The sequence below is a fragment of the Mucilaginibacter pineti genome (assembly GCF_900101875.1).
Classification (GTDB): Bacteria; Bacteroidota; Bacteroidia; order Sphingobacteriales; family Sphingobacteriaceae; genus Mucilaginibacter; species Mucilaginibacter pineti.
The window spans coordinates 123,080-145,533 of sequence record NZ_FNAI01000009.1 but is presented as its reverse complement, the minus strand read 5'-3'; the positions used below and the strand labels follow the sequence as shown (position 1 = coordinate 145,533).

Annotated in this window: 26 protein-coding genes and 1 pseudogene; 12 read left to right on the top strand and 15 right to left on the bottom strand. The window is 42.5% G+C overall.

The genetic code is table 11. From position 1 onward, the window contains the following. Window positions 1-11: 11 nt before the first annotated feature. Window positions 12-797 carry a diaminopimelate epimerase gene (gene dapF, locus BLS59_RS18975; protein ID WP_205411308.1) on the top strand — a complete coding sequence of 262 codons (786 nt, stop codon included), beginning with the start codon at window positions 12-14 and terminating at the stop codon, window positions 795-797. Between the two features lie 291 nt (window positions 798-1,088). On the opposite strand, the gene BLS59_RS18970 is transcribed toward dapF, so the two are convergent. The 3 genes from BLS59_RS18970 to BLS59_RS18960 form a co-directional block, all read right to left on the bottom strand. After that, window positions 1,089-1,589 (bottom strand): hypothetical protein, encoded by a 501-nt coding sequence (locus tag BLS59_RS18970; protein ID WP_091151491.1) that lies wholly within the window; start codon window positions 1,587-1,589, stop codon window positions 1,089-1,091. After that, window positions 1,586-2,167: an RNA polymerase sigma factor gene (locus tag BLS59_RS18965; protein ID WP_091151489.1), complete on the bottom strand. Its 582-nt coding sequence runs from the start codon at window positions 2,165-2,167 to the stop codon at window positions 1,586-1,588. The genes BLS59_RS18970 and BLS59_RS18965 overlap by 4 nt, the downstream gene beginning before the upstream one ends. A gap of 229 nt (window positions 2,168-2,396) precedes the next feature. Further along, window positions 2,397-3,125, bottom strand: a complete 729-nt coding sequence (locus BLS59_RS18960) for a zinc metallopeptidase (protein ID WP_091151488.1) — start codon at window positions 3,123-3,125, stop codon at window positions 2,397-2,399. Between the two features lie 179 nt (window positions 3,126-3,304). Between BLS59_RS18960 and BLS59_RS18955 the strand changes: the two genes are divergently transcribed. Together BLS59_RS18955 and BLS59_RS18950 are read left to right on the top strand one after the other, a co-directional pair. Beyond that, window positions 3,305-4,444 carry an NAD(P)/FAD-dependent oxidoreductase gene (locus BLS59_RS18955; protein ID WP_091151486.1) on the top strand — a complete coding sequence of 380 codons (1,140 nt, stop codon included), beginning with the start codon at window positions 3,305-3,307 and terminating at the stop codon, window positions 4,442-4,444. Window positions 4,445-4,677: 233 nt separating this feature from the next. After that, window positions 4,678-5,223, top strand: coding sequence for a YciE/YciF ferroxidase family protein (locus BLS59_RS18950; protein WP_091151484.1), 546 nt, complete (start codon window positions 4,678-4,680; stop codon window positions 5,221-5,223). Window positions 5,224-5,547: 324 nt separating this feature from the next. On the opposite strand, the pseudogene BLS59_RS18945 reads toward BLS59_RS18950, so the two are convergent. From BLS59_RS18945 to BLS59_RS18930, 4 genes and pseudogenes are all read right to left on the bottom strand, one after another. Next, window positions 5,548-6,201 (bottom strand): annotated as a pseudogene (locus tag BLS59_RS18945) (phosphatidylserine decarboxylase family protein); the annotation flags it as partial. Window positions 6,202-6,228: 27 nt separating this feature from the next. Then, window positions 6,229-7,065 (bottom strand): phosphatidate cytidylyltransferase, encoded by an 837-nt coding sequence (locus tag BLS59_RS18940; RefSeq protein WP_091151482.1) that lies wholly within the window; start codon window positions 7,063-7,065, stop codon window positions 6,229-6,231. After that, on the bottom strand, window positions 7,062-7,274 hold the full coding sequence (locus BLS59_RS18935; RefSeq protein ID WP_091151480.1) for a putative signal transducing protein: 213 nt from the start codon (window positions 7,272-7,274) through the stop codon (window positions 7,062-7,064). Before BLS59_RS18935 ends, BLS59_RS18940 begins: the two co-directional genes overlap by 4 nt. Further along, window positions 7,275-8,222: a CPBP family intramembrane glutamic endopeptidase gene (locus tag BLS59_RS18930; RefSeq protein WP_162842697.1), complete on the bottom strand. Its 948-nt coding sequence runs from the start codon at window positions 8,220-8,222 to the stop codon at window positions 7,275-7,277. A 40-nt stretch (window positions 8,223-8,262) separates the two neighbouring features. On the opposite strand from BLS59_RS18930, the gene dusB reads away from it, so the two are divergent. Further along, window positions 8,263-9,255, top strand: a complete 993-nt coding sequence (gene dusB, locus BLS59_RS18925; protein ID WP_091151476.1) for a tRNA dihydrouridine synthase DusB — start codon at window positions 8,263-8,265, stop codon at window positions 9,253-9,255. A 46-nt stretch (window positions 9,256-9,301) separates the two neighbouring features. Next, window positions 9,302-9,688, top strand: a complete 387-nt coding sequence (apaG, locus tag BLS59_RS18920; RefSeq protein ID WP_091151474.1) for a Co2+/Mg2+ efflux protein ApaG — start codon at window positions 9,302-9,304, stop codon at window positions 9,686-9,688. Window positions 9,689-9,759: 71 nt separating this feature from the next. Here apaG and BLS59_RS18915 read toward each other — a convergent pair whose 3' ends face one another. Genes BLS59_RS18915 through BLS59_RS18905 form a run of 3 tightly spaced genes read right to left on the bottom strand, consistent with a single transcriptional unit; the run spans window position 9,760 to window position 12,895 of the window. Beyond that, window positions 9,760-10,242 carry a gliding motility lipoprotein GldH gene (locus BLS59_RS18915; protein ID WP_091151472.1) on the bottom strand — a complete coding sequence of 161 codons (483 nt, stop codon included), beginning with the start codon at window positions 10,240-10,242 and terminating at the stop codon, window positions 9,760-9,762. Further along, complete coding sequence (gene ricT, locus BLS59_RS18910) at window positions 10,242-11,747, bottom strand: regulatory iron-sulfur-containing complex subunit RicT (RefSeq protein WP_091151470.1); 1,506 nt, start codon at window positions 11,745-11,747, stop codon at window positions 10,242-10,244. The genes BLS59_RS18915 and ricT overlap by 1 nt, the downstream gene beginning before the upstream one ends. A gap of 2 nt (window positions 11,748-11,749) precedes the next feature. Beyond that, on the bottom strand, window positions 11,750-12,895 hold the full coding sequence (locus BLS59_RS18905) for a DNA polymerase III subunit (protein WP_091151468.1): 1,146 nt from the start codon (window positions 12,893-12,895) through the stop codon (window positions 11,750-11,752). A gap of 175 nt (window positions 12,896-13,070) precedes the next feature. On the opposite strand from BLS59_RS18905, the gene ruvX reads away from it, so the two are divergent. Continuing rightward, window positions 13,071-13,487, top strand: a complete 417-nt coding sequence (gene ruvX / locus BLS59_RS18900; RefSeq protein WP_091151467.1) for a Holliday junction resolvase RuvX — start codon at window positions 13,071-13,073, stop codon at window positions 13,485-13,487. 61 nt (window positions 13,488-13,548) lie between these two features. Then, window positions 13,549-13,971: a DUF4488 domain-containing protein gene (locus tag BLS59_RS18895; RefSeq protein WP_091151465.1), complete on the top strand. Its 423-nt coding sequence runs from the start codon at window positions 13,549-13,551 to the stop codon at window positions 13,969-13,971. Between the two features lie 73 nt (window positions 13,972-14,044). Here the strand turns inward: BLS59_RS18895 and BLS59_RS18890 are convergent, their stop codons facing one another. Next, a complete protein-coding gene (locus BLS59_RS18890) occupies window positions 14,045-14,419 on the bottom strand; it encodes a GxxExxY protein (RefSeq protein WP_091151464.1) in 375 nt (124 codons plus the stop codon). A gap of 128 nt (window positions 14,420-14,547) precedes the next feature. Between BLS59_RS18890 and BLS59_RS18885 the strand changes: the two genes are divergently transcribed. The 4 genes from BLS59_RS18885 to BLS59_RS18870 all read left to right on the top strand — a co-directional run bounded on the left by BLS59_RS18885 (window position 14,548) and on the right by BLS59_RS18870 (window position 17,481). Continuing rightward, window positions 14,548-15,186: an O-methyltransferase gene (locus BLS59_RS18885; protein WP_091151462.1), complete on the top strand. Its 639-nt coding sequence runs from the start codon at window positions 14,548-14,550 to the stop codon at window positions 15,184-15,186. Between the two features lie 3 nt (window positions 15,187-15,189). After that, window positions 15,190-15,744, top strand: a complete 555-nt coding sequence (locus tag BLS59_RS18880) for a glucosaminidase domain-containing protein (protein ID WP_091151460.1) — start codon at window positions 15,190-15,192, stop codon at window positions 15,742-15,744. Between the two features lie 34 nt (window positions 15,745-15,778). Then, complete coding sequence (locus BLS59_RS18875; RefSeq protein ID WP_240315280.1) at window positions 15,779-16,642, top strand: glucosaminidase domain-containing protein; 864 nt, start codon at window positions 15,779-15,781, stop codon at window positions 16,640-16,642. 86 nt (window positions 16,643-16,728) lie between these two features. Beyond that, entirely contained in the window at window positions 16,729-17,481 is a 753-nt protein-coding gene (locus BLS59_RS18870; RefSeq protein ID WP_091151458.1) for a hypothetical protein, read from the top strand. Between the two features lie 6 nt (window positions 17,482-17,487). On the opposite strand, the gene BLS59_RS18865 is transcribed toward BLS59_RS18870, so the two are convergent. Beyond that, window positions 17,488-17,898: a hypothetical protein gene (locus BLS59_RS18865; protein ID WP_143014167.1), complete on the bottom strand. Its 411-nt coding sequence runs from the start codon at window positions 17,896-17,898 to the stop codon at window positions 17,488-17,490. 317 nt (window positions 17,899-18,215) lie between these two features. Between BLS59_RS18865 and BLS59_RS18860 the strand changes: the two genes are divergently transcribed. Further along, complete coding sequence (locus BLS59_RS18860; RefSeq protein ID WP_091151455.1) at window positions 18,216-19,238, top strand: DUF3078 domain-containing protein; 1,023 nt, start codon at window positions 18,216-18,218, stop codon at window positions 19,236-19,238. A gap of 15 nt (window positions 19,239-19,253) precedes the next feature. On the opposite strand, the gene BLS59_RS18855 is transcribed toward BLS59_RS18860, so the two are convergent. The 3 genes from BLS59_RS18855 to BLS59_RS18845 all read right to left on the bottom strand — a co-directional run bounded on the left by BLS59_RS18855 (window position 19,254) and on the right by BLS59_RS18845 (window position 22,451). Beyond that, window positions 19,254-19,970, bottom strand: coding sequence for a 2-phosphosulfolactate phosphatase (locus BLS59_RS18855; protein ID WP_091151453.1), 717 nt, complete (start codon window positions 19,968-19,970; stop codon window positions 19,254-19,256). A gap of 91 nt (window positions 19,971-20,061) precedes the next feature. After that, the gene (gene gcvT / locus BLS59_RS18850) at window positions 20,062-21,141 is read right to left on the bottom strand and encodes a glycine cleavage system aminomethyltransferase GcvT (protein ID WP_091151451.1); all 1,080 of its coding nucleotides are present in this window, start codon (window positions 21,139-21,141) and stop codon (window positions 20,062-20,064) included. A gap of 101 nt (window positions 21,142-21,242) precedes the next feature. After that, a complete protein-coding gene (locus tag BLS59_RS18845; RefSeq protein WP_091151450.1) occupies window positions 21,243-22,451 on the bottom strand; it encodes a glycosyltransferase family 4 protein in 1,209 nt (402 codons plus the stop codon). Window positions 22,452-22,454: the final 3 nt, after the last annotated feature.

Genomic DNA, 22,454 nt, shown 5'->3' with positions numbered 1-22,454 from the left:
ATGACATTATTGTGAAGATACAATTTTATAAATACCAGGGTGCCGGGAACGATTTTATACTGGTTGATAACCGCGAAAATATAGTTGACCATACCAATCCAAAACTGATTGAGCACTTGTGCGATCGCCGTTTTGGTATTGGCGGCGACGGGATGATGTTTTTGCAAAACAAGGCCGGGTACGATTTTGAGATGGTATACTACAATGCCGATGGACAGCCAAGCAGCATGTGCGGGAATGGCGGCCGTTGTATTGTAGCCTTTGCCAAATTTTTAAACATCATTAAAACCGATACTGAATTTTTGGCGGTAGACGGCCCACACCATGCCAAAATTTCCGACACCGGTGATTGGGTGAGCCTTCAAATGATTGATGTACACGAACTCAATACCGATTTGGACGCTTATGTACTTAATACAGGGTCGCCTCATTATGTGAAATTAGTTGAGGATCTGGAGCATCGCGATGTTTTTCATGAAGGCAAAGCCATCCGCAATAATGCAACCTATCGTGAAAAGGGTATCAATGTAAACTTTGTTGAGCCTGCTGGCGACGGCTACTTTGTGCGAACTTTTGAACGCGGTGTAGAGGATGAAACCTTTGCCTGCGGAACCGGCGTTACCGCAGTAGCTCTGGCAATGGCCAGCCATAACCAAAAAACCGGGCATATTGTTACCCCAATTAAAGTACTGGGCGGCAACCTTAACATCCGCTTTAATTACGATGGCAAAGCATTTACGGATATATTTTTAGAAGGCCCCGCCGTGCAGGTGTTTGATGGGGAAGTGGAAATATAACTTGATACCCATCATTTGATAAATCGAAATAGGGTTAAAAAATAAAAGCCCCCCAGACTTGCTCCGGGGGACTTTCAACCTAAACCTTATCACAATTAAACCGGTAAGTTTACCAGTTCGGATATGTTAATACAATTACTATACCAAAAAAACAGGGTTTCAAAATTAACGGCTAAACTCTTGTAATTGCCTTTGCCATAGCTGTAAACTGTTATTTAAATTACAAAACAACTGTAGATTGACTAATTGAATGGGCAGCTTGTCGGGTTTGGAGTACACCAAACAGAACATTTATACTTCTTTTGCCGTCTTTTTTCTACGGATCCAGCTATCGGTTATAAATAAAGCCAGCACAACATCAAACACCAGGAACCATTTCATAAATGGCCCGTTGAAAAAGCCGCTTAAATTGGGCACTTTAATATTTACGGGGAGGTGTAAGGTTACATTATCGGTACCGGTGAAATGAACATTTGCAAATGTAATTACCAGCAACGCCAATATCGTGCAAACAAAAAACACAGCGATGCCTTTAATTATCCGTTTATCAACAGCTGCTTTAAGCGGCTGCATGGCATTTTCTGTGCGGATGGTTTCCATTACATTATAGGTGAAAGCCATGGATGGTTCATCAAGATCCATCATGGCAAACTCCAGGTTTAGCGCCAGCAGTTCATCGTATTTTTTTCTATAAACCTCGTCCTGTTCAATAAGGCGGGCAATGGCCTCCTGCTCAACCGGTGTGCAGGTACCATCAATATAGTTCCAGAGTTTTTCTTCAATGGTGTTCATATCAGTTCTTTAACCTCATGTTTTAAATTGCGCTCCAGCTTTTCTTTTAAACGCTGACGCGCCCTAAATAGTTTAACCTTAACCGTGTTGGCCTCAATGCCCAGGGTTTGGGCAATTTCTTCTAATGATTGCTCGCTCTTGTAAAACAGGGTGATGATGATGGCATCATCAGGTAACAATTGATCAATGGCTTTGTTAAGGTAAAAGGATCTTGATTTGTTCTCTACATTATCGCCATCATAAGCCGATTCATGATTTTCAACCTGTATATAGATATTCTCATCATCAACAGAATCGGTAGCAATCCTTTTCTTCCGTAAAAACGTCATAGCCGTATTATACACAATGGTGTATAACCACGTACTAAATTTTGCCTGCGCGTTATATGCAGCCAATGCCCGGTAAGCTTTTATAAAACAGTCCTGGGCAATCTCTTCGGCATCCTCCCTGCTTTTTGAAAAACGCATAGCCAGCGTAAATACAAAACGTTGGTGCCGTTTAACCAAATCGGCGTATGCCGACTGGTTACCCGCCAGCGTTTGTTCTATAAGTTCTATATCTGAAAGCTTGCTTTGCATGTGTTACAACCTCTCTGACAACCGCATTTGAAATTAGGTTACACTAAGCTAAAGATTTATATGCGGGTTTTAGATGTGCAGATTACAAATGTGCAGATATGCAAATGATTAGGATAGGATAATAAATAAAAAAGAATGCCCCTCTGCGAGCAGAAAGGCATCTTCTTTTTCTTTTCATCTGAAATCTGCACATTTGTAATCTGCACATCTGATATCTGCACATCTAACATTAGTTTCTCCGGTTAAACAAAAACGAAGCGTAATAAACCAGCGTGGCCAATGCACTCAGGGCGGCTACAACATAGGTCATGGCAGCCCACCATAGGGCGTCTTTTGCTTGCTCGTGCTCTGCCGGGGTTTGCATAATGCTGTAGTTATTATTGAGCCAGGCCAGTGCTCTTCTGCTGGCATCAAACTCAACAGGCAATGTTATAAAACTGAAGAAAGTAACCAGCGCCAATGCACCTACACCCACCGCCAGCACAACCGGGTTATTGGTAAAAAACAATAACATGATTCCCAGGAACAGTGTCCATTGAGTAATAGTTGATGCCACGTTGATAGCCGGAACCATGGCCGAGCGGAAACTTAGCCATGCATAAGCCTGCGCATGTTGAACGGCATGTCCGCATTCGTGGGCGGCCACCGCAGCGGCGGCAATACTGCGGCTATAAAAAACATCCTGGCTTAAATTTACAGTCCGTGTTTCGGGGTTATAGTGATCCGCGAGCTGACCATCAACACTTACTACCTGTACATTGTAAATACCATGATCGCGCAGCATTTTTACTGCCACCTCCTGGCCCGAAAGACCGGATAGCAAGCCAATTTCCGAGTAATGTTTAAATTTACTTCTGAATCGCCACTGCACTAAAAAGCTTACCAACGCAACAGCAATCATCAGAAACCATGCTGAGTTGTAGCCTACATATGCCATAATTAACGATAAGTGATTCATATAAGTCAATTTTTAAAGTAAAAAATGCAGATCTGAGTATTAATGCTTAATCAAAAAGTATTCCGTACAGTTAATGACGAGAATTTTACTGAAAATGTGACGTACATCTTAAATTAATTTTCGACACGTTACTTATTTATAGATAAGGAGTGCCGGGCAATTTTTACATTTGATTTAACATGCAGCCAACATTTTCATACTGGGAGCACACAGCGTTTATTGATAATGCCGATGTAATTATCATTGGCAGCGGACTTGTTGGGTTAAGCGCGACACTGCACCTGAAAAAGCAGCAGCCTGCTTTAAAGGTTTTAGTTTTGGAGCGCGGGCTTTTACCATCTGGCGCCAGTACCAAAAATGCCGGTTTTGCGTGTTTCGGTACTGTTTCTGAACAATTGGAGGCGATAAAGCAATCATCTGAAGAAGAGGTCATGCGTATGGTGAATTATAAATGGCGCGGCCTTCAACGATTAAGGCAAAACCTGGGTGATGCCAACATAGATTACCACCAATACGGAGGACACGAGCTGTTCATGAACGACGAAGCCGCGGCAGCCAACCTGGCTCTTGATCAGATGGACAACCTTAATAAGCTGATGCAGCAAGCCATTGGCCAGGCTGACATTTATTCAGTGGCCGATGAAAAAATTGCAGCTTTTGGGTTCAAAAATGTTAACCATATTATTTACAACCCTTTTGAGGGCCAGTTGCATACCGGCAAAATGATGCGTACACTCCTTTATAAGGTGTACAATTTAGGCGTGCTGGTTTTAAACGGTGTTAACATCGATGAAATAAAACAAGATGATACGCACATCTGCCTGCAAACATCACAAGGAAATTTTAAGACCGGTAAGGTTATCCTGGCTACCAATGCCTTCGCAAATCAGTTGTTTCCGGATCTGAAAGTTATTCCTGGCAGAGGCCAGGTGCTGGTTACCAAACCTGTGCCCGGCTTAAAGCTCAAAGGTACCTATCATTTTAACGAGGGTTACTACTACTTTCGCAATATCGACAATCGGGTACTCTTTGGCGGTGGCCGTAACCTTGATTACAAGGCCGAAGAAACCTGGGAGTTTGGCCATACCGATACGGTAAAACAAAAGCTTATAGCTTATTTAAACGAAGTTATCCTGCCCGGTCAAAATGTGGCAATAGACTATTGGTGGAGCGGCATCATGGGTTTTGGTGGAGAACTTAGTCCGATAGTAAAACAGGTTGAACCTAATATATTTTGCGCTGTGCGCTGCAACGGCATGGGTGTGGCTATGGGCAGTTTAGTTGGCGAGGAAGTGGCGGATCTGGTATTGGGGACTTAAATCCTAATTTCTAAATCCTAAAGCTATAATATAAGCTTATAACATTTTAGTCTCTTTTTTTGATTGCACTTTCCTTTATTATCTACAACTTTAAGTTTTATAATACAGTTTTATTCTCATCAAAGGCGTATTCTATATTGTAAATTTAACTCTTAACTAATATTATTTAAAAATAAGTAATTTGGCATTGCCTTTGTATTGTCGTCGATACAAAACTTAAAAACACATCTACCATGGCAACTGCAAAAACAAAAACACCAGAACAAACTACAGACGTTCAGGATTCGGCATTAAATGAATTGTTTATCGACGAATTAAAAGACATTTATTGGGCCGAAAAGCACCTGGCAAAATCGCTGCCTAAAATGGCAAAAGCTGCAACCTCCGATGAGTTGCGTGCCGCGATAGAAAATCACCTGAGTGAAACCGAAAACCAGATCACGCGCCTTGAAGATGCCTTTGCATCCATCGGCGAAAAAGCTGTAGCCGTTAAGTGCGAAGCGATGGCCGGCTTGTTGAAAGAGGGAGAAGAGATCATAGCTGAAACCGAAAAAGGCAGCATCACCCGCGATGCCGGTATTATTTCTGCGGCTCAAAAAATTGAGCATTATGAAATTGCCTCTTATGGAACGCTTAAAACATTAGCGAGCGTTTTAGGCTATAATGAAGCGGCCGAACTATTGGATTCGACGCTACAGGAAGAAAAAGCCTGCGACAGCTTGCTTACCAAGATCGCAGAAGCGGGTATCAACCAAAAATCAAAGTCAGAAAAGAAGTAAGTTTCTTTTCCGATAATACCACAAAAGGGCTCCCGAATATTCGGGAGTCCTTTTGTGATTTATACAATTTGATTACTATTCCTTTTTACCTTTTGGTGATTTAGGGGCAGCTGGTTTAGCAGCGGCGGCCTTTTTTACCGGCTTTTGAGGAGTTTCTGTTTTAGGGTGATCAATAACCAACGGTAATTCCTGCTGATGATCGGCATTGGTAATTACTGTTGGCTCTTCATCTGCAACGGGCTCCGCTATTGGTGCAGCTATACTTTCAACAGTTACTGCAGGTTTATGCTTTTCGGCTTTAGCAACCGCTTTCAACGCGCTTGGTAGCTCGGCCAGTATGGTGCGGCCGCCTTTTACCACATCGCCTATGTTTACTAATATTTTGGTACCCAATGGCAAAAACACATCAACCCTCGATCCAAATTTTATAAAGCCGAACTGCTGTCCTTGCTCTACTATATCACCTTCTTTTACATACCACACAATACGACGAGCCAACGCGCCTGCAATTTGCCTGAATAATACAGATACCCCTTCGCTGTTTTGAATAACGATGGTGGTACGTTCATTTTCGGTTGATGATTTGGGGTGCCAGGCTACCAGGTATTTCCCTTTATGATATTTAAAATAGCTCACCACACCCGCTATTGGGTTACGGTTTACGTGCACATTTACCGGCGACATAAATACCGACAGCTGAATACGCCGGTCTTTCAAAAATTCAGTTTCGTCCGTTTCTTCAATAACTACAACCTTACCATCGGCAGGGCAAAGCACGGTGGTTTCATCAGTGCTGATATCAAAAAACGGGCTGCGGAAAAACTGCACGATAACCAGGAAGAAAAATCCGGATAAAATATAGATAATCCATTTTAACACGTGCGCTTCGGGCATGTAAAACTGGATAACTGCGTTTAATACAGCAATAAACAATATGGTAATGGCCAGGGAAGTATATCCTTCTTTATGAAAAGTCATATTTATAGGTGATTTATTACAAAACTACTAATTTGAAATGAAGTATAGGTACGCATATACAATAGGTGCGGCTAATAATAATCCGTCGAACCTATCCAGCAAACCGCCATGCCCAGGCAAAATACCTCCGCTATCCTTAACATTGATACTGCGTTTAAACATAGATTCAACCAGATCGCCCATGGTACCGAAGCAGGAGATAAGAATGGCAATTGTAACCCATTGTTTCCACGATAGCTCCTGGTAATAATGGCCCAGGATCAGGGCTGCCCCGGCGCTGATTACAATACCACCAATAAGCCCTTCATAAGTTTTCTTTGGCGAATGTCTTTCAAACAATTTTACCCGTCCGATCTGGCTACCCACCACGTAAGCACCTGTATCATTTGCCCAAAGCATAATCAAAAACGCCAGCGGGATATGAAAATTGAAACTGCCGCCAACAAAGGCCAGCGCGTGGAAAAATATAAACGGAACAACGGCAAATATAATCCCGAAATAAGTGTAAGCTATATTATTGAAAGGAGCGGTCGACTTTTTAAAAAGTTCCAGCATTAGTATAGCGCCCGATGTTAAAGGCAATAAAAATAACAGCGTGAATGCCATATGCTTTCCGCTTAAACCAGGCAATGCTGAAAATGAAGCGTAGTTGAACAGTGCAAACGCGGTAAACAACAACACGGCGTTAAGTAGGCCAATTGGCACATTTGGCTTTGCCGTGTTTTGCTTTATAAGCTTATAAAACTCAAACAGGCAAAAGGCGCTTAACGCCAGGTAAAACAAACTGAATACAAATGAGCCCAGTAAAACAGAACCCACCATTACTATTATAAAAAAGAAGCCCGTGATGGCGCGTAGTCTCATAAATTAATTTGATTGAGGATCATGATCTCAATGGCCTTGCTAAAATCCTCCTGGTGAATGTAAACCTCGATATCGCCGAAGGCCCGGTGCGATGAATCTTGCTTGTTTAATAAAACAGTGTCAATATGGTGACCGGTAAGCATTTGCTTAACAATTTCTGATTGATAAAAATTGGATGAAGTAAAAATTTTGATCCAGTTTTTTTCCATTTAATATTCAACCATTTGCTTTTTTTGCTGTGTTATGTTTTTGTATATGTAAAGCAAAAATAAAACAATTATTAAGCTTAAGCTATCTATCCAGTAATTAAATACATGCTGGTTATCCGGGTTAAGGCTTGAGTGCTTTTGCTGATACAAATAGGTAATAACCACGGCCGATGCATTATTTAAAAAATGCCCCCAAACCGCCGGCCAGATGCTGCCGCTCCAGGCTACAAAATAGCCAAAGAAAACACCAAGCAGCACACGCGGCAAAAACGTAAAAAACTCCATGTGAAAGGCGCTGAACAATATGGCGGTTATCCATACGGCGGCATGTGTGTTTTTTGTCCAACGGGTAAAAATAGTTTGTATTACTCCTCTGAATAAAAACTCTTCGGCAATACCCGTTAACAGGCCAACAACCAATACAGCAAAAAGCATATCCCCAACGGTGTTCATCTTTAACATAGCCTCCGTTGCTTTTTGTGCCGATTGCTCCATCGCGCGCATCGCATCCTCCAAACCTTTAAGTGAGGCGGGCAGGGTTAGCTTTTGATTAATGTTAGTAAGCAGTTCCATTAGCGGACTGCAAAACAGTATTATTGCAAACACCAGCACTAGATAAACCAGTGAAAACTTAAACGTTGGTTTTAAATAAGCCTGCGTTTCATTGGCCACAAACCGGGCAAAAAGTACGGGAGCAACAAAAAGCGGGATGGTGGTACTTACAATCTGCAATATCCACAAACCGGCCAGCGCGTGCTTATTGCCTGTGTTAAAGCCCAATACATCGGTTAGTGTTTTGGCATCATAAACTACAACAATAATGCCTGCTGCAATTGCAAAACCTATAAAGATCATTGCAAAAGTGCCGCTAACTAAAATCAAAAACTGAAGGGTTGGGTGCAGCCGGGTTGTCTGCGGCGTGTAATCCTTATAGGGTTCTTTTATCATTTGACGTAAAATTCGTACTTTTGCAGGGCTAAAGATAAGCATGTCTGTACAAATAGGAAATATTGATTTAGGAGAGTTCCCGCTGTTGCTGGCGCCGATGGAAGATGTGAGTGATCCTCCCTTCCGTTATGTGTGCAAGCAAAACGGTGCGGATATGATGTACACCGAATTTATTTCCAGCGAAGGCCTGATCCGCGATGCGGCAAAAAGTCGTCAAAAGCTGGATATATTTGAGTACGAACGTCCTATTGGCATCCAGATCTTCGGCAGCGATATCGACCATATGCGTGAGGCTACCGAAATTGCTTCCCTTGCCGGCCCCGATCTGATGGACATTAACTATGGCTGTCCTGTAAAACAGGTAGCCTGCCGTGGCGCCGGTGCCAGCTTATTGCAGGATATCAACAAAATGGTGGCCATGACCAAAGCCGTTGTTGAAGCAACCCATTTACCCGTAACTGTAAAAACCCGTTTAGGCTGGGACGATAATACTAAAAATGTTTACGAAGTAGCCGAACGCCTGCAGGATGTGGGTATTAAAGCGCTTACCATTCATGGCCGTACCCGCGCGCAGATGTACAAAGGCGTGGCCGATTGGGCATTGATACGTGATATCAAGAAAAACCCCCGCATCAAGATCCCGATTTTTGGTAATGGGGATATCGACTCACCAGAAAAAGCGGCCGACTGGCGCATGGAGTTTGGGGTTGACGGTATGATGATAGGTCGTGCGGCAATTGGGTATCCCTGGATCTTTCGCGAGATAAAACACTTCTTTAAAACCGGCCAGCACCTGGATAAGCCAACCATTAGCGAACGCATAGCGGCTTGCAGTACCCACCTGGAAAAATCCATAGAATGGAAGGGGCCAAAAACGGGTGTATTTGAAATGCGCAGGCATTATTCCAACTACTTTAAGGGCATCGATCACTTTAAAGAGTACCGCATGAAATTGGTTACCGCAACCACACTGAACGAACTGCACGAGATTTTAGCAGAAATTGACGAAAAATATGCCTTTCAAATGGCGTAATATTTGTTCAGATAATTTATATTTGAATTAAACAGACACATTTCACATGGTTACCACTATAACTGAGGGTGTTAAGGTTTCCATTGAAACCATATATCAGCCCGAATATTCCAACCCGGCTAACGACCACTTTATGTTTGCATATAAGGTAAACATTGAGAATATGAGTAATTACGCTATTCAGCTAATTGGCCGTCACTGGTATATTTTTGATTCCAACGGAGCAAAGCGTGAGGTAGAGGGCGAAGGCGTGGTGGGTCAGCAACCGGTTATTGAACCCGGCACTTCACATGAATATGTATCAGGCTGTAACCTTAAAACAGATATGGGCAGTATGAAAGGCGAATACCAAATGATCCGCCTCTTGGATAATGCCAGTTTTAATGTACAGATCCCCGAATTTTATTTGATCGCTCCTTACAGGATGAACTAAATTTCTGATAAACTATAAAGTATTATAAAGCCCGGATGAGTGATCATCCGGGCTTTTGTTTTAGTAAATTTTTACTGCGCCTTCTCCACCCTCAATCCCACATCGCTAACTTCATGCAATGGGTTATCGCGCATATTTTGTTCTATTTCAAAGTGGTAATTGCCTTTGGCCGGAAATTTAATATTAGTGCGGAAAGGAACCTGGTAGCTATATAAATTGCCCGATCCTTTGCCCAGCCACTCGCCATCTGGGTTGGCCAGTTTTAGTTCATAGCGGGTAACTTTTGCCTTGCTGCCCGGCGCAGTTTGGTAAATGAGTACAAACAGATTGGCATATTTATAGGCATCAGTAACCCGCAAATTCATGTAGAGGTTATAGGCCGCTTTTTCATCGTCTATCTTGCAATCAAACTTAACCCTATTCACGTACGACCAGTTATGATCTGTTATGGCGGTGTTGGTATCTATAACAGATTTTGGGTCGGTACAGCTTCCCAGCAGCATGGTCAAAATCACGCATACTGCCCCACAAAAGGTATTGATAGTCCGTTTCATTACGCTTGCGGATCCTGTGGTGGTTTATTCTCGTTATTATTATTCCTGTTAGGATTGTTAGGGCGGTTTGGTCTGTTGCGCCTGTTGTTATTTCCTCCTCCTTCCGGCTGAGGTTTACCACCTTCCTGCGGTGGACGATTACCTTGCGGCCGTGATCCTTGCTGCGGAGGCCGTGATCCTTGCTGCGGAGGTCGTGGGCCCTGTTGCTGTGGCGGGCGATTACCCTGTGGCCTGTTTCCTTGCTGCTGCGGGCGATTTCCCTCACCGTCAGGTTTTTCTACCGTGGAGTTTGCACCCTGTGGCTGATTATTAGGTCTTGCCTCGCCACCTTGTGAACCTAGTTTCTGGTTCCTGTTGCGGTTATTATTATTGTTGTTATTACTATTTGGCCGCTTTTGATTTTTATTACGGTTGCGGTCATCCAAGCGGGTAAGGCTATCCTGCCCAACCACGTTTTCATAATCAAGTGCCTTTGCCGGTGCGTTTTCAAGCTCCACCATTTCGCCTAAATCGGCCGGGATAATGCCCTCACGATTCTGTTGCTGAATTTCCTTCACCTTGGCTATCGGCATAGGAACCCATGATTCTTCGCGAGGGTAGCTAAACCACATGATCTTTTTAAAGATATCTGTCTTTTGCAGGCGCGCATCACCCTTTTCAGTTTTCAGCACATTCACATTATCAGGGATGTGTTTAAGCGCATCCATGTAGGTATCCAACTCGTAGTTAAGACAACATTTCAGCTTGCCACATTGGCCGGCCAGCTTCAGGGTGTTCAACGAAAGATTTTGGTAACGTGCTGCCGAGGTAGATACGGTCTTAAAATCGGTTAGCCAGGTTGAGCAGCAAAGCTCCCTGCCGCATGACCCAATACCGCCCAAACGGCTTGCTTCCTGGCGCATACCTATCTGCCTCATCTCAATACGGATACGGAAGGTTTCGGCCATTTTTTTAATCAGCTCCCTGAAATCAACCCGGCCTTCGGCCGTATAATAAAAAGTAGCTTTTGTTTTATCGCCCTGGTAATCCACGTCGCTTAACTTCATGCTCAGGTTAAGTTCCAATGCCAGCTTGCGCGATTTGTGCATGGTTTCCCATTCCATGTCCTTGGCCATTTTCCACTTATCCACATCGGCAACGGTAGCCTTGCGGTAAATCTTTTTAACCACATCGGCTTCTTTTACATGGCGCTTGGTCATTTGCATCCGTACCAGTTCGCCGGTGATAGATACATGGCCAATATCATAGCCGCCGGTAGTAGCTTCAACAGCCACCAGCTCACCAGCCTCAAGATAAATATTATCACTGTTAAGGTAAAATTCCTTCCGCGATCCCTTAAATTTTACTTCAATAACCGGAAAAGGTTTATAGTTAGTTGGCATATCCATGTGGGACAACCAATCGTATACATCTAATTTACTGCAACCGTTAGTAAGGCATGAACCATTACTTTTGCAGCCCGCAGGTGAGCATCCGCCCCCTGTTGAGCAACTTCCACATCCCATATTTAATTTGGTATATATTGACTCCCCGAAGGGATGGTTTTTAAATTTAGCACTTTTATAATCTGTAAAGATACATCTAAAAATAAAATTTTAGGGTTTGCGTTTCTTTCCACATGATAATGCGCCTTTTCTAATTCGGTACTTATATGTTGAGCCTTTGCTATTGAAAGGACGTTGGTCATTTTTTGGGCTGTTTCCAGTTCCTTTGCCGGTAAGTGCACCAGGTTACCCGCCCCGGCCATCAGTAAACAGCACTCGCGTATAAAGCTGATGCCATATCTCAAAAAGTTCTTCTGGTTTTCGCGCCCCATTTTGGCAAAAGTATCTACAAAGGTTAAAACCTCCAGTCCCTTATTGCTAAAACAAAGGCGAAGCCATTGCACAAAAAGTTCGTGATAGCTCTTGGTATCATGCTGCAGCATGGTTAAGGCCTCGGTAAGGTTGCCGTTTGTAAGGTAAGCTATTTCGGCAGCGGCATCTTCGGTTTGATTATGCTCTTTGATGAGATATTGCTTCACCTCCTGCGAATGCAGGCATGGTATTTTAACCAGTTGCGTACGACTGAGAATGGTATTTAAGATCTGATCCTGATTCTGCGCCACCAGTATAAAAAGCGTGTTGGGCTGCGGCTCTTCAATTATTTTTAACAGCGCATTGCCGGATTTATCCAGGTATTCGGGCAACCAGAGGATCAGGATCTTATAAGCAGATTCAAAAGGCTTAAAGCTTAATTTTTTGATGATCTGGTGGCATTCGGCAATATTGATGTTGGCTTGTTTGTTCTCCGCATCCAGGTATCCGCGCCAGGTATCAAGGCTCATGCAGGGATTTGCCGTAAAGGCTTCGCGCCACTGTTCAATGAAGGTAAGGGCGGTATCATCCTTATGTTTAGCAAAGAACGGGTACGAGAAATGCAGATCGGGATGCATCAGTTTATTATACTTCCGGCATGACGAGCATACGCCGCAGGAGTCCTCGGGCTGCTTATCCTCGCAGGAAAGATACTGAGCGTATGCCACGGCAAGCGCCAGGCTGCCCGAACCCTCGGGGCCTAAAAACAACTGCGCATGACTTACCCGGCTCTCTGTCACCGTGTTAAGTAACCGTTGCTTTGTTGCTACCTGTCCTACTATTTCTTTAAACTGCATTTGGTGCAAAATAGCAAATAGATTTTAGATGTGGAATTAGATTTGAGACATTGCCGGAACAGATTTGAGATGTGAGATATGAGATTTGAGACAAAAAACTAATAATTCTAAGCTAACCTGATAAACAAAAGCAAAAATCTCACATCTCATATCTCACATCTCATATCTTTACAAAATGAGAGTAATGGCTTTTGATTACGGCACCAAACGCATCGGCATTGCGGTTACCGATCCTTTGCAAATCATTGCGACTGGGCTGGATACGGTGCACCCGATGAACATTATCGATTACCTTAAAACCTACTTTAAAACCGAGCAGGTAGAACGCTTTATTGTTGGCGAACCCAAGCAAATGGATAATACGCCATCACAATCGGCCATACACGTAAAAGGATTTGTAGGCCTGCTAAAAAAAACCTTCCCGGAAATTCCCATAGAAATGCTGGATGAGCGCTTTACCTCAAAAATGGCATCGGCAACTATAGCGCAAAGCGGTATGGGTAAAAAGGCCCGTCAAAACAAGGAACTGGTGGACAATATTTCGGCAGTGATATTGTTGCAGAGCTGGATGGAGAAAAGCGCTTTTTTATAATACCATCCATTTAGTTTCGGTTTTTTTATACATTTGGATTAACCAGTAAACCTGAAATATTATGAAAACCAACCTGAAACTTATTGCGGCTTTCCTATGCCTTTATTTTGTTGCGTCCGCTGCTTTTGCACAATCCAATAAAAAAGCATTTGTGGGTATCTGGGAACTATCTAAAGGCTCAACTAACGGGCAAGACTTACAAAGTGCCGGTCCGGGTTATTTAAAAATGTTTAATTCCGACGGCACTTTTGCGAATTTACAAATCAGGAATACTGGTTCGGTAATTTCGCACAGCGGGAAGTATACTATCGACAATGCCCAAAGTTATACGGAAACAGCATTGTATAGGCTCGAAAAATCAGACGATCCGCTTGGCCAGGGCTTTAAAATAAACTACCGGTTTAGCGAAGATAAAAAGCAGTTGACGCTTAATTTCACATTTAAAGATGGAACGGCATTTACAGAAGTTTGGCGGAAGTTATGACCGCTGATTTTGTTTCTGAACCATGATTAGCTTGATTAAAGGATTTCCTGATGCTGTTTACTTGTTGTGTTGATTAAAGCATTTTGTTGTTATGCACACGTTTAAATTGAAAACTTTTTGAGCCAAAATTTATAAGGAGGCCAATTTTCATTTTATAGGCTTTAAGATAATTCATCGCTTGTGCAAGATGTACTTCTTCTAAAGAGATGATGGCTTTCAATTCTACCATGATCAGGTTTTCTACAAAAAAATCAACCCGTCTTTTTCCTATTTCAATTCCGTCGTAAAAAATATCCATATCAAGTTCTCTTGCATATGCCAAACCAGCTTTTGACATTTCTATACTTAAAGCTCTTTGATATATCACTTCTTGAAAGCCGTTGCCTAATGTAGTATGAACTTTCATAGCACAACCAATTATTTTTTCGGTTAACTCTTTACTCTCCATAAATAAAGATTAAAATAAAATCATGAAAATCAATAAATCCTTTAATCATGGTTCAGAAAAAAGGCATCCACGTATCATGAAATCCTCTAATCAAGCTAATCATGGTTCAAATTCCCTATCTTTGCCGCATGGAAATTCTCCCTGTTGCCTTGCAGGCATACTTAGATGACCATTGCGATCCGGAACCGGAGGCTTTGCAAAAGCTTAACCGCGAAACGCATATCAAGGTACTGAGGCCGCACATGCTGTCTGGCCATTACCAGGGCAGGCTGCTGAGTTTTTTGAGCAAGATGGTGGCGCCCAAGCGAATCCTGGAAATAGGAACCTATACCGGCTACTCGGCAATTTGCCTGGCCGAGGGATTGGCCGAAGGAGGTATTCTGCATACCATTGAGGTTAACCACGAAATGGAGGAGATCATCAATTCACACTTTAAACTAACAAATGTTGAAAATAAAATAAAGCTGCATTTTGGTCAGGCCGAGGCTGTAATTGCTGATTTACAAGAAGATGTTTTCGATTTAGTGTTTATTGATGCCGATAAAAAGAATAATTTTGTTTACTTTCAATTGGTTTTTGACAAAGTCAGATCCGGAGGATTAATAATAATTGATAATGTTTTGTGGAAAGGAAAAGTGTACGGCCCCGAAAAAGATGCCGATACTGAAGGGATTCGCAAACTAAATGACCACATAGCTGTTGATAGCAGGGTAGAAAAAATCATCCTGCCAGTACGCGATGGACTGCTGGTTATCAGAAAAAAATAAATTATGAAGAAAATCTTACTGATTACAACCCTGTTGATTTCAACATTAGCTGCATCAGCACAGAAAAACAGTTCACAATCATATATTGATAAGTTCAAAGATGATGCCATACGCATCATGCACCAAACCGGTATCCCGGCAAGCATCGTTTTGGGTGTAGCCATGCATGAATCGGCCAACGGCAACAGCACCATAGCACAAAACCTTAATAATCAGTTTGGAGTAAAAGGCGGAGGCGGTGTAGTTTTTATTAAACACCATAAGAAAGTACATTCATCCTACAAAAAATACAACTCGGTTTTTGATTCATTTCAGGATTTTGCCCGCATCATGACAGAGCGTAAGCAATTCAGCCACCTGGCAGACGCGCTTACTCATTATGATTATACCGGCTGGGCGCACGGTATCCAGCGCAGCGGTTACGCCAGCAGCCGCAAATGGGCCGCACAGGTTTTAGGTATCATCAATAAATACGACCTGCATGATCTGGATGAAAAACCAGAAGAGCAGCAAGCCAAACCGGCAGATGCACCTCAATTAGCAGAAACTAAACAATAAAATCTTATTTTGGCGTGTTTTAAAACAACGCCTTATGTTAAGATTTAGCGGTATGCAAAGATCAGCCTACTTATTATTTATTGTATTTATTTGCTTTAGCTCCTGCTCGGCGCGTAAAAAGGCAACACCCACCATCTCTAACCGCGAAGTAAAACGCAATAACAGCAGCATCCAGAAAGCCAACCGCGATGCTATTGACAATTACAAGCCCTACACCTCAATTTCCTACATCGAGCGGTTTAAAGCCATTGCTATACAGGAAATGAATGCGTATGGTATCCCCGCAAGTATTACGCTGGCACAGGGCCTGTTTGAATCGGGCGCGGGCAACAGCGATCTGGCCAAGATAGCCAATAACCATTTCGGTATTAAATGCACCAGTGAGTGGAAAGGCAAAAGCTATTTTAAGGATGATGACAGCGCCAACGAATGTTTTAGGGTTTATGACAATCCCGAGGATTCTTTCCGTGACCACTCTACCTTTTTAAAAAGGAAGAATTACGCCAAACTTTTTGAACTTGATAAGAACGACTACGAAGGCTGGGCCAGGGGCCTGAAGGCCGCGGGCTATGCTACCAATCCAAAATATCCGCAGCTGCTTATCAATATTATTGTAAAATATAATCTGGACCAATATGACAGGCCAGAAGGCGAACTTGCCAAGATAAAGCGCGAGGACCGAGTACTGTCGCAGATCAACAATACTATTGGTAAAGACAGCACAACAGACACGCTAACTAAAACCAAGCCCGACGATAAAATATACACTGTAAAGCAGGGCGATACACTATACAACATATCCAAACGTTTTGGAATAACAGTTGATGAACTAAAAGCCTTAAACAGTATCCCGGATAATGGTATAAAAATTGGGCAAAAGCTTATAGTTGTTAAGTAGCAGGACGAGCATAAAAGGCTCGTCATAAGTTAATTGTTGTTAAATAGTATACCAAGCGTTGCCGAACGTTTATTTTTGGCGCCACAATGAAAATACGGTTGTTTTTTTTCACCTGCATATTGCCTGCATTGGTTTTTGCCCAGCAAAAGCCGGTTGAGGGAATTGTATTTGATAAAGAAAGCAAGGACCGTATTGCCAAAGTACACGTGCTTAATGCTACTACAGGAAAATCAGTATATAATACTTTCAAAGGTGAGTTTTCTATAGATGCCCAACCCGGCGATATCCTGATCTTTACAAAAGGCGACCATAACGCCGATACACTTAAGGTGCAAGGCAACACTTCAATGGCAGTTTATATGAAACGTTCGGCCATACAGCTTAAAGAAGTTGTTATTCGTGACACCATGCTTAACCCGGAGAAACAGCTGGCAGCCACAAAAAGGGATTACACAAAAATATACGGATCTGAATACAATCAAAGCTTTTTATCAGCAGCGCCAGGCGGCGGGGCAGGTATAAGTATTGATGCCATTTGGAACGCTTTTAGCCGCAGTGGCCGCAATGCTGATCGCCTGCGTGAAATAATTGACAAGGACTATAAACAAAAGGTGATAGACTATCGCTTTAACCGCACCTTTGTAGCCACCGTAACCCAGCTGAAGGACCAGCAACTGACCGAGTTCATGTTTCGTTACCGCCCCGGATACTTCACGGTTAAAACTGCCAGCGATTACGAATTTATAACAATGATCAGAAACAACCTGAAACGGTATCTTCGTTCAAATAAAACCTCCTACACGCTGGCACCGCTGATTACACCACCGGTAGAGAATTAATCTTAATTAGTTTAATCCTGCCTGCTTAACGGGCATTATTTGCAGAGTGTCAATCCCGTTTGTGTTGATGAACAGGTTTAAAATCTCGCCATCCCGCCGATACCGAATAGCATGTTCGCTGTTTTTATCCGACAGGAACAATATGGTATCCGTTACCCTGTATTTAAAAACCGAATCGGAAAAATATTCCATACCCAGTTTGGGATTGATTAAAACCGCATCTTCACTCGTAAAATTAAAGGCATAGCTTTGGCCATCAGTTGCGGCAATTAATCGACCTCCATCTTTTTGCATGTCGGTTTTTACCTTAAAACCAACAACGGTATACTTTCCAGATAATTTAGAGGTTTTGTTGGCAGTGCGCTGCTTGCAGGAAAAAATCATGCACAAAGCGAGTAATAACAGTAAGTTTCTCATTATTATATTGGCTATAAGGTTTACGTAAATGAACTATTAAAGCTACTACTAAGCGCATATTAAGTAAATGGATTTTTTAATCTATAAGATGGATAATTCATTGAAAACTATTGCCATAACCATTTTGGCCATCAAAGGCTTGCCATTAATAAGGTCAAATACAGGTTGTAAGCGTGTATATAAATGAAAAGCCACGCACAACTGTTGAGTAACAAAAAATGCATGCTTACTGCTAAAACGTTAAATTAATTGAAAGCATTTATAACATTTTTGTTTATTGTGTACAAAAAAGAAGATTTTTCCTTTAATTTGTTACTATGTTAAAAACCAGACTTGGACTGCTTTTACTGGCATCAATAACCTTTAGTATATCGGCAATAGCACAGCAAACCGATTCCCTGAAAATAGATTCCATTAAAATTGACACCGCACAGGTTAATAAACTACGGATAGATTCCCGTAAAAACGCTATACCCACCCGTGCAAGGCCTATACAAATCCAACGCGAACAGATTCCCGTTACCCTGCTTGATTACAAGGTAAATCATTGGAAAAAATTCATTGTGCTGGGCTTAAATTTCAGCCAATCGGCATTTAGTAATAACTATAGTGCGGGTGGCGTAAACTCAATAGCATTAGGATCAAATGTTATTTACCATACCGAATATAACAATGCTCCCTTCAGTTACGTATCTGAACTTAACCTTACCTACGGCGTTGCTAAAAATAAGGGGCAGGGTAAACGCAAAACCAACGACCGTATTTATTATGACAATAAGATAGCCTCGCAACTATCAAAACACTGGTATGTATTTGGAGCGTTAACCTTTGAATCGCAGTTTGACAAGGGATTCAATTATGTTGACCTCGGCGGAGGGAAGTTTGATAGCCAGCTGATCTCAAACTTTATGTCGCCAGGCTATTTAACCGAATCAGTCGGTTTTGAGTATAAGCCAACCGGGTATTTTGATCTTCGTTTGGGTACAGGTACCGCCCGCCAAACATTTGTTTTAAATGAGGACATCAAAAAATTCCGCCCGGATAATTATGGGGTTGATACAAACAAAACTGTAAAGAATGACCTCGCTTTTCAGGTGGTGGCCCTTTTTGATAAGGACATCATGAAAAACGTACACCTTAATGCTCGTTACGCGTTATTTGTACCCTATGGCCAAAATATTGAGTATATAACTCACCGTTTGGATATGGTTATTTCGGCACGTGTAAACAAGCTGATAAACGTTACCATAAACGGCACCATGCTGTATGATAAGCATACGGTTAAAGGTGTTCAAGGGACCGAGGGGCTGGCATTAGGCGTGCTTTACAGGTTCCCGTAAGCGTTATTGAGTGTGCTATTGTAGTTTCACCAACCGTTCCCCATCCAATATGGGTATAGCGGTTGCGATATCTATCTGCAGGCAAAATTCTATATCCTTTTCAATGCCCAATTTCTTGAGTCGCTCGCCGTGCGAGGTTTTTTTGAGGTACTGGTTAATATCTGCCTTACCAATCTGAAACAGATCATTGGCGGCTATTGCAGCATCATCCAGTTCAAAACCATTATCTTTTAATTGATTAACAACAGCACCCGCAAACAGCGTGTCTTCCAGGTTAAAGTTGTTTTTCCAGCCGGCACAAACCAATAGTATATTTTCGTTTTGAATTTTTAACCAGTTGCTTAGTGCTGTTAAATTTAAAAATGAGCCAATGACTATTTTTTTGGCGCTGCGCGATAGGTGCAAGGCATGCGTGCCATTGGTGGTGGTAAGTACAATGGTTTTACCTGCAACTTTTTCGACAGTGTAGGAAAATGGTGAGTTGCCGAAATCAAACCCGTCAACTACTTTTCCATCACGCTCTGCTGCCAATAGGTAATCCAGCCCTTTCTCTCTATACGCGGAACACTCCTCAACCTGTGATACCGGGATAATAGCCTCAGCACCGTTTTCAATACCATAACATATAGATGATGTTGCCCTGAAAATATCAATGATCACCACTATATACTCTTCTACATTAAAAAGAGGCAGCAGTGCCGGAGTAAGGCAAACGTGTAAATTTTTAGTCATTAGTCACTGGTCATTAGTCATTGGTCATAGAAGCCGTTGATCGTAGCCGGAATGAAAACCAACTAATGACCAATGACTAATGACCAGTAACCTATTTGTAGAATGGTGGCTTTACAATAATCGCCTTAACCTTACTATCCCTGATGCTTACATAAATTTCGGTGCCTTCTTTGGCAAATTCCGTATTTACATAGCCCAGGCCTATAGCTTTCTGAAGCGAGTACGATTGCGTTCCCGATGTTACTTTGCCTATATTGTTACCATCGGCATCAACAATGGGGTAATCATGGCGGGGGATACCGCGTTCTATCATTTCAAAACCCACCAGTTTTTTGTTTACACCGGCTTGTTTTTGCTGTTGAAGTGCTTCAGAATTGGTGAAATCCTTGTTGAATTTAGTAACCCAACCTAAGCCGGCCTCTAATGGCGATGTTGTGTCGTCAATGTCGTTACCATACAGGCAAAAGCCCATCTCTAAACGCAGGGTATCGCGGGCACCTAAACCTATTGGTTTAATGCCAAACGGTTCGCCGGCTTTAAATATGGCATCCCAGATCTGCTCGGCATATTGGTTTTCGAAATAAATCTCGAAACCGCCCGCGCCGGTGTAGCCCGTTGCAGATATTACTACGTTATCAACACCTGCGAACGTGCCTTTTTTAAAGGTGTAGTATTCCATTGATACCAGATCAACATCCGTAAGACTTTGCAAAGCTTCTGCCGCTTTTGGGCCCTGGATTGCCAGCAGTGAGGTACGATCAGATATATCCTTCATTTCAACACCGCCGGTGTTGTATTTTGATACCCAGTTCCAATCCTTTTCTATGTTTGAGGCGTTAACTACCAGCATGTAGGTCTTTTCGTCAATACGGTAAACCAGTAAATCGTCAACAATGCCGCCATCTTCATTTGGCAGGCACGAGTACTGCACTTTACCATCATATAATTTAGATGCATCGTTGCTGGTAACACGTTGTATAAGATCAAGCGCGTTATCTCCTTTTAAAATAAACTCGCCCATGTGGCTTACGTCAAACACGCCAACGGCTTTACGCACGGTTTCGTGTTCGGCATTAATACCCGCGTATTGTACGGGCATGTTGTAACCAGCAAACGGCACCATCTTGGCGCCTGTTTTTATATGTACATTGGTTAAAGCAGTATTCTTCATGCAAACTGTATAATAAGCCGCAAAAGTAATTATTTCTAAGTGGAAAATTCGGGTGGATTGGAAATTAACAGCGACCGGATTTGTTCCAGGGAGGGGCAGACTTATAAACCCTTAATTAGCACCCGGTAAAACTTCACCAGGTCGCGGGTTACCCTGTTAACCTCGTGCTGCTCCTCAACCAGCTTACGGGCGTTGATGCCTATGTTACGGCAAAACTCTTCGTCGGCAATACAGCGTTCAATGGCGTGGTAAAACTCATCCTGGTTGTTGGCGATGAGGATATTTGTACCATTTTCAAAATTTATACCCTCGGCACCCAGCGATGTAGATATGATACATTTTTGCATAGCCATGCCTTCTACAATTTTTACGCGCATACCACCGCCCGATAACAACGGCACTATCATAATGGCCTTACTATTTACAAACTCAAAAGCGTCATCAACCTCGCCCTGTATAAATATTTTACCCATCACTTCGTAATCGTCAAACCGTTCGGGGATATTATGGCCGGCTACATAGAATTTTACGCGCAGGTCGCCATCGGTAAGATCTTTATGAAAATTATCAATGAACCATTCAATCCCCTCACGGTTGGGAAGCCAATCCAATGATCCCAGGAAAAACAGGCTCGGAAATTCGGTCTTTGAAAAATCGGGGCGGTAACGGGTAAGGTCAATACCTACCGGAAAAATCTCGACAGGGATAGTTGTCCCGTACGACAGGATGGTACTTTTATCTTCGGTGGTAAAAACTGCAATGGCATCAAATTTATTAAGCTGCTGCAATTCATAATCCTTAATGCGCCGGGCCAGCATCTTAAGGTATGATTTTTTGAACAGGTCACTTTTTTGCTGCGCCAGCCTTTGCCATACCTGGTGCTCAATATTGTGCGAGCGGTATACAACTTTGGCTTTTGAATGCTTGCGGATAGCCGATAAATATGGTGTTACAAACAAGCCCTCCAATTGTATAATATCGTAATCGTTTTGGCGTAACGTACGGATGAGCAGTTTTTCAAATTCAGCGTCATAATACCGGTCTATATCGTTTGATTTGCGGCGGAAGATATTCACCAACCCATCAAGCATAGATACATTGATGTTGATCTTATAGGATGAGTAATTTATCTGATCCTGTAACTCATCTTTGATATCCTGACCGCTGCCGCTGTATTTACGCGCATCAAGCGATACCAGCGATACATCATGTTTAAGCGCGATAAGACCCTTAATGGTATTGCACACCACAATAGCATAGCCGCCATTTTGCGGAAACGGAACGCGATGTGTTAAAATAAGGATCTTCAAATG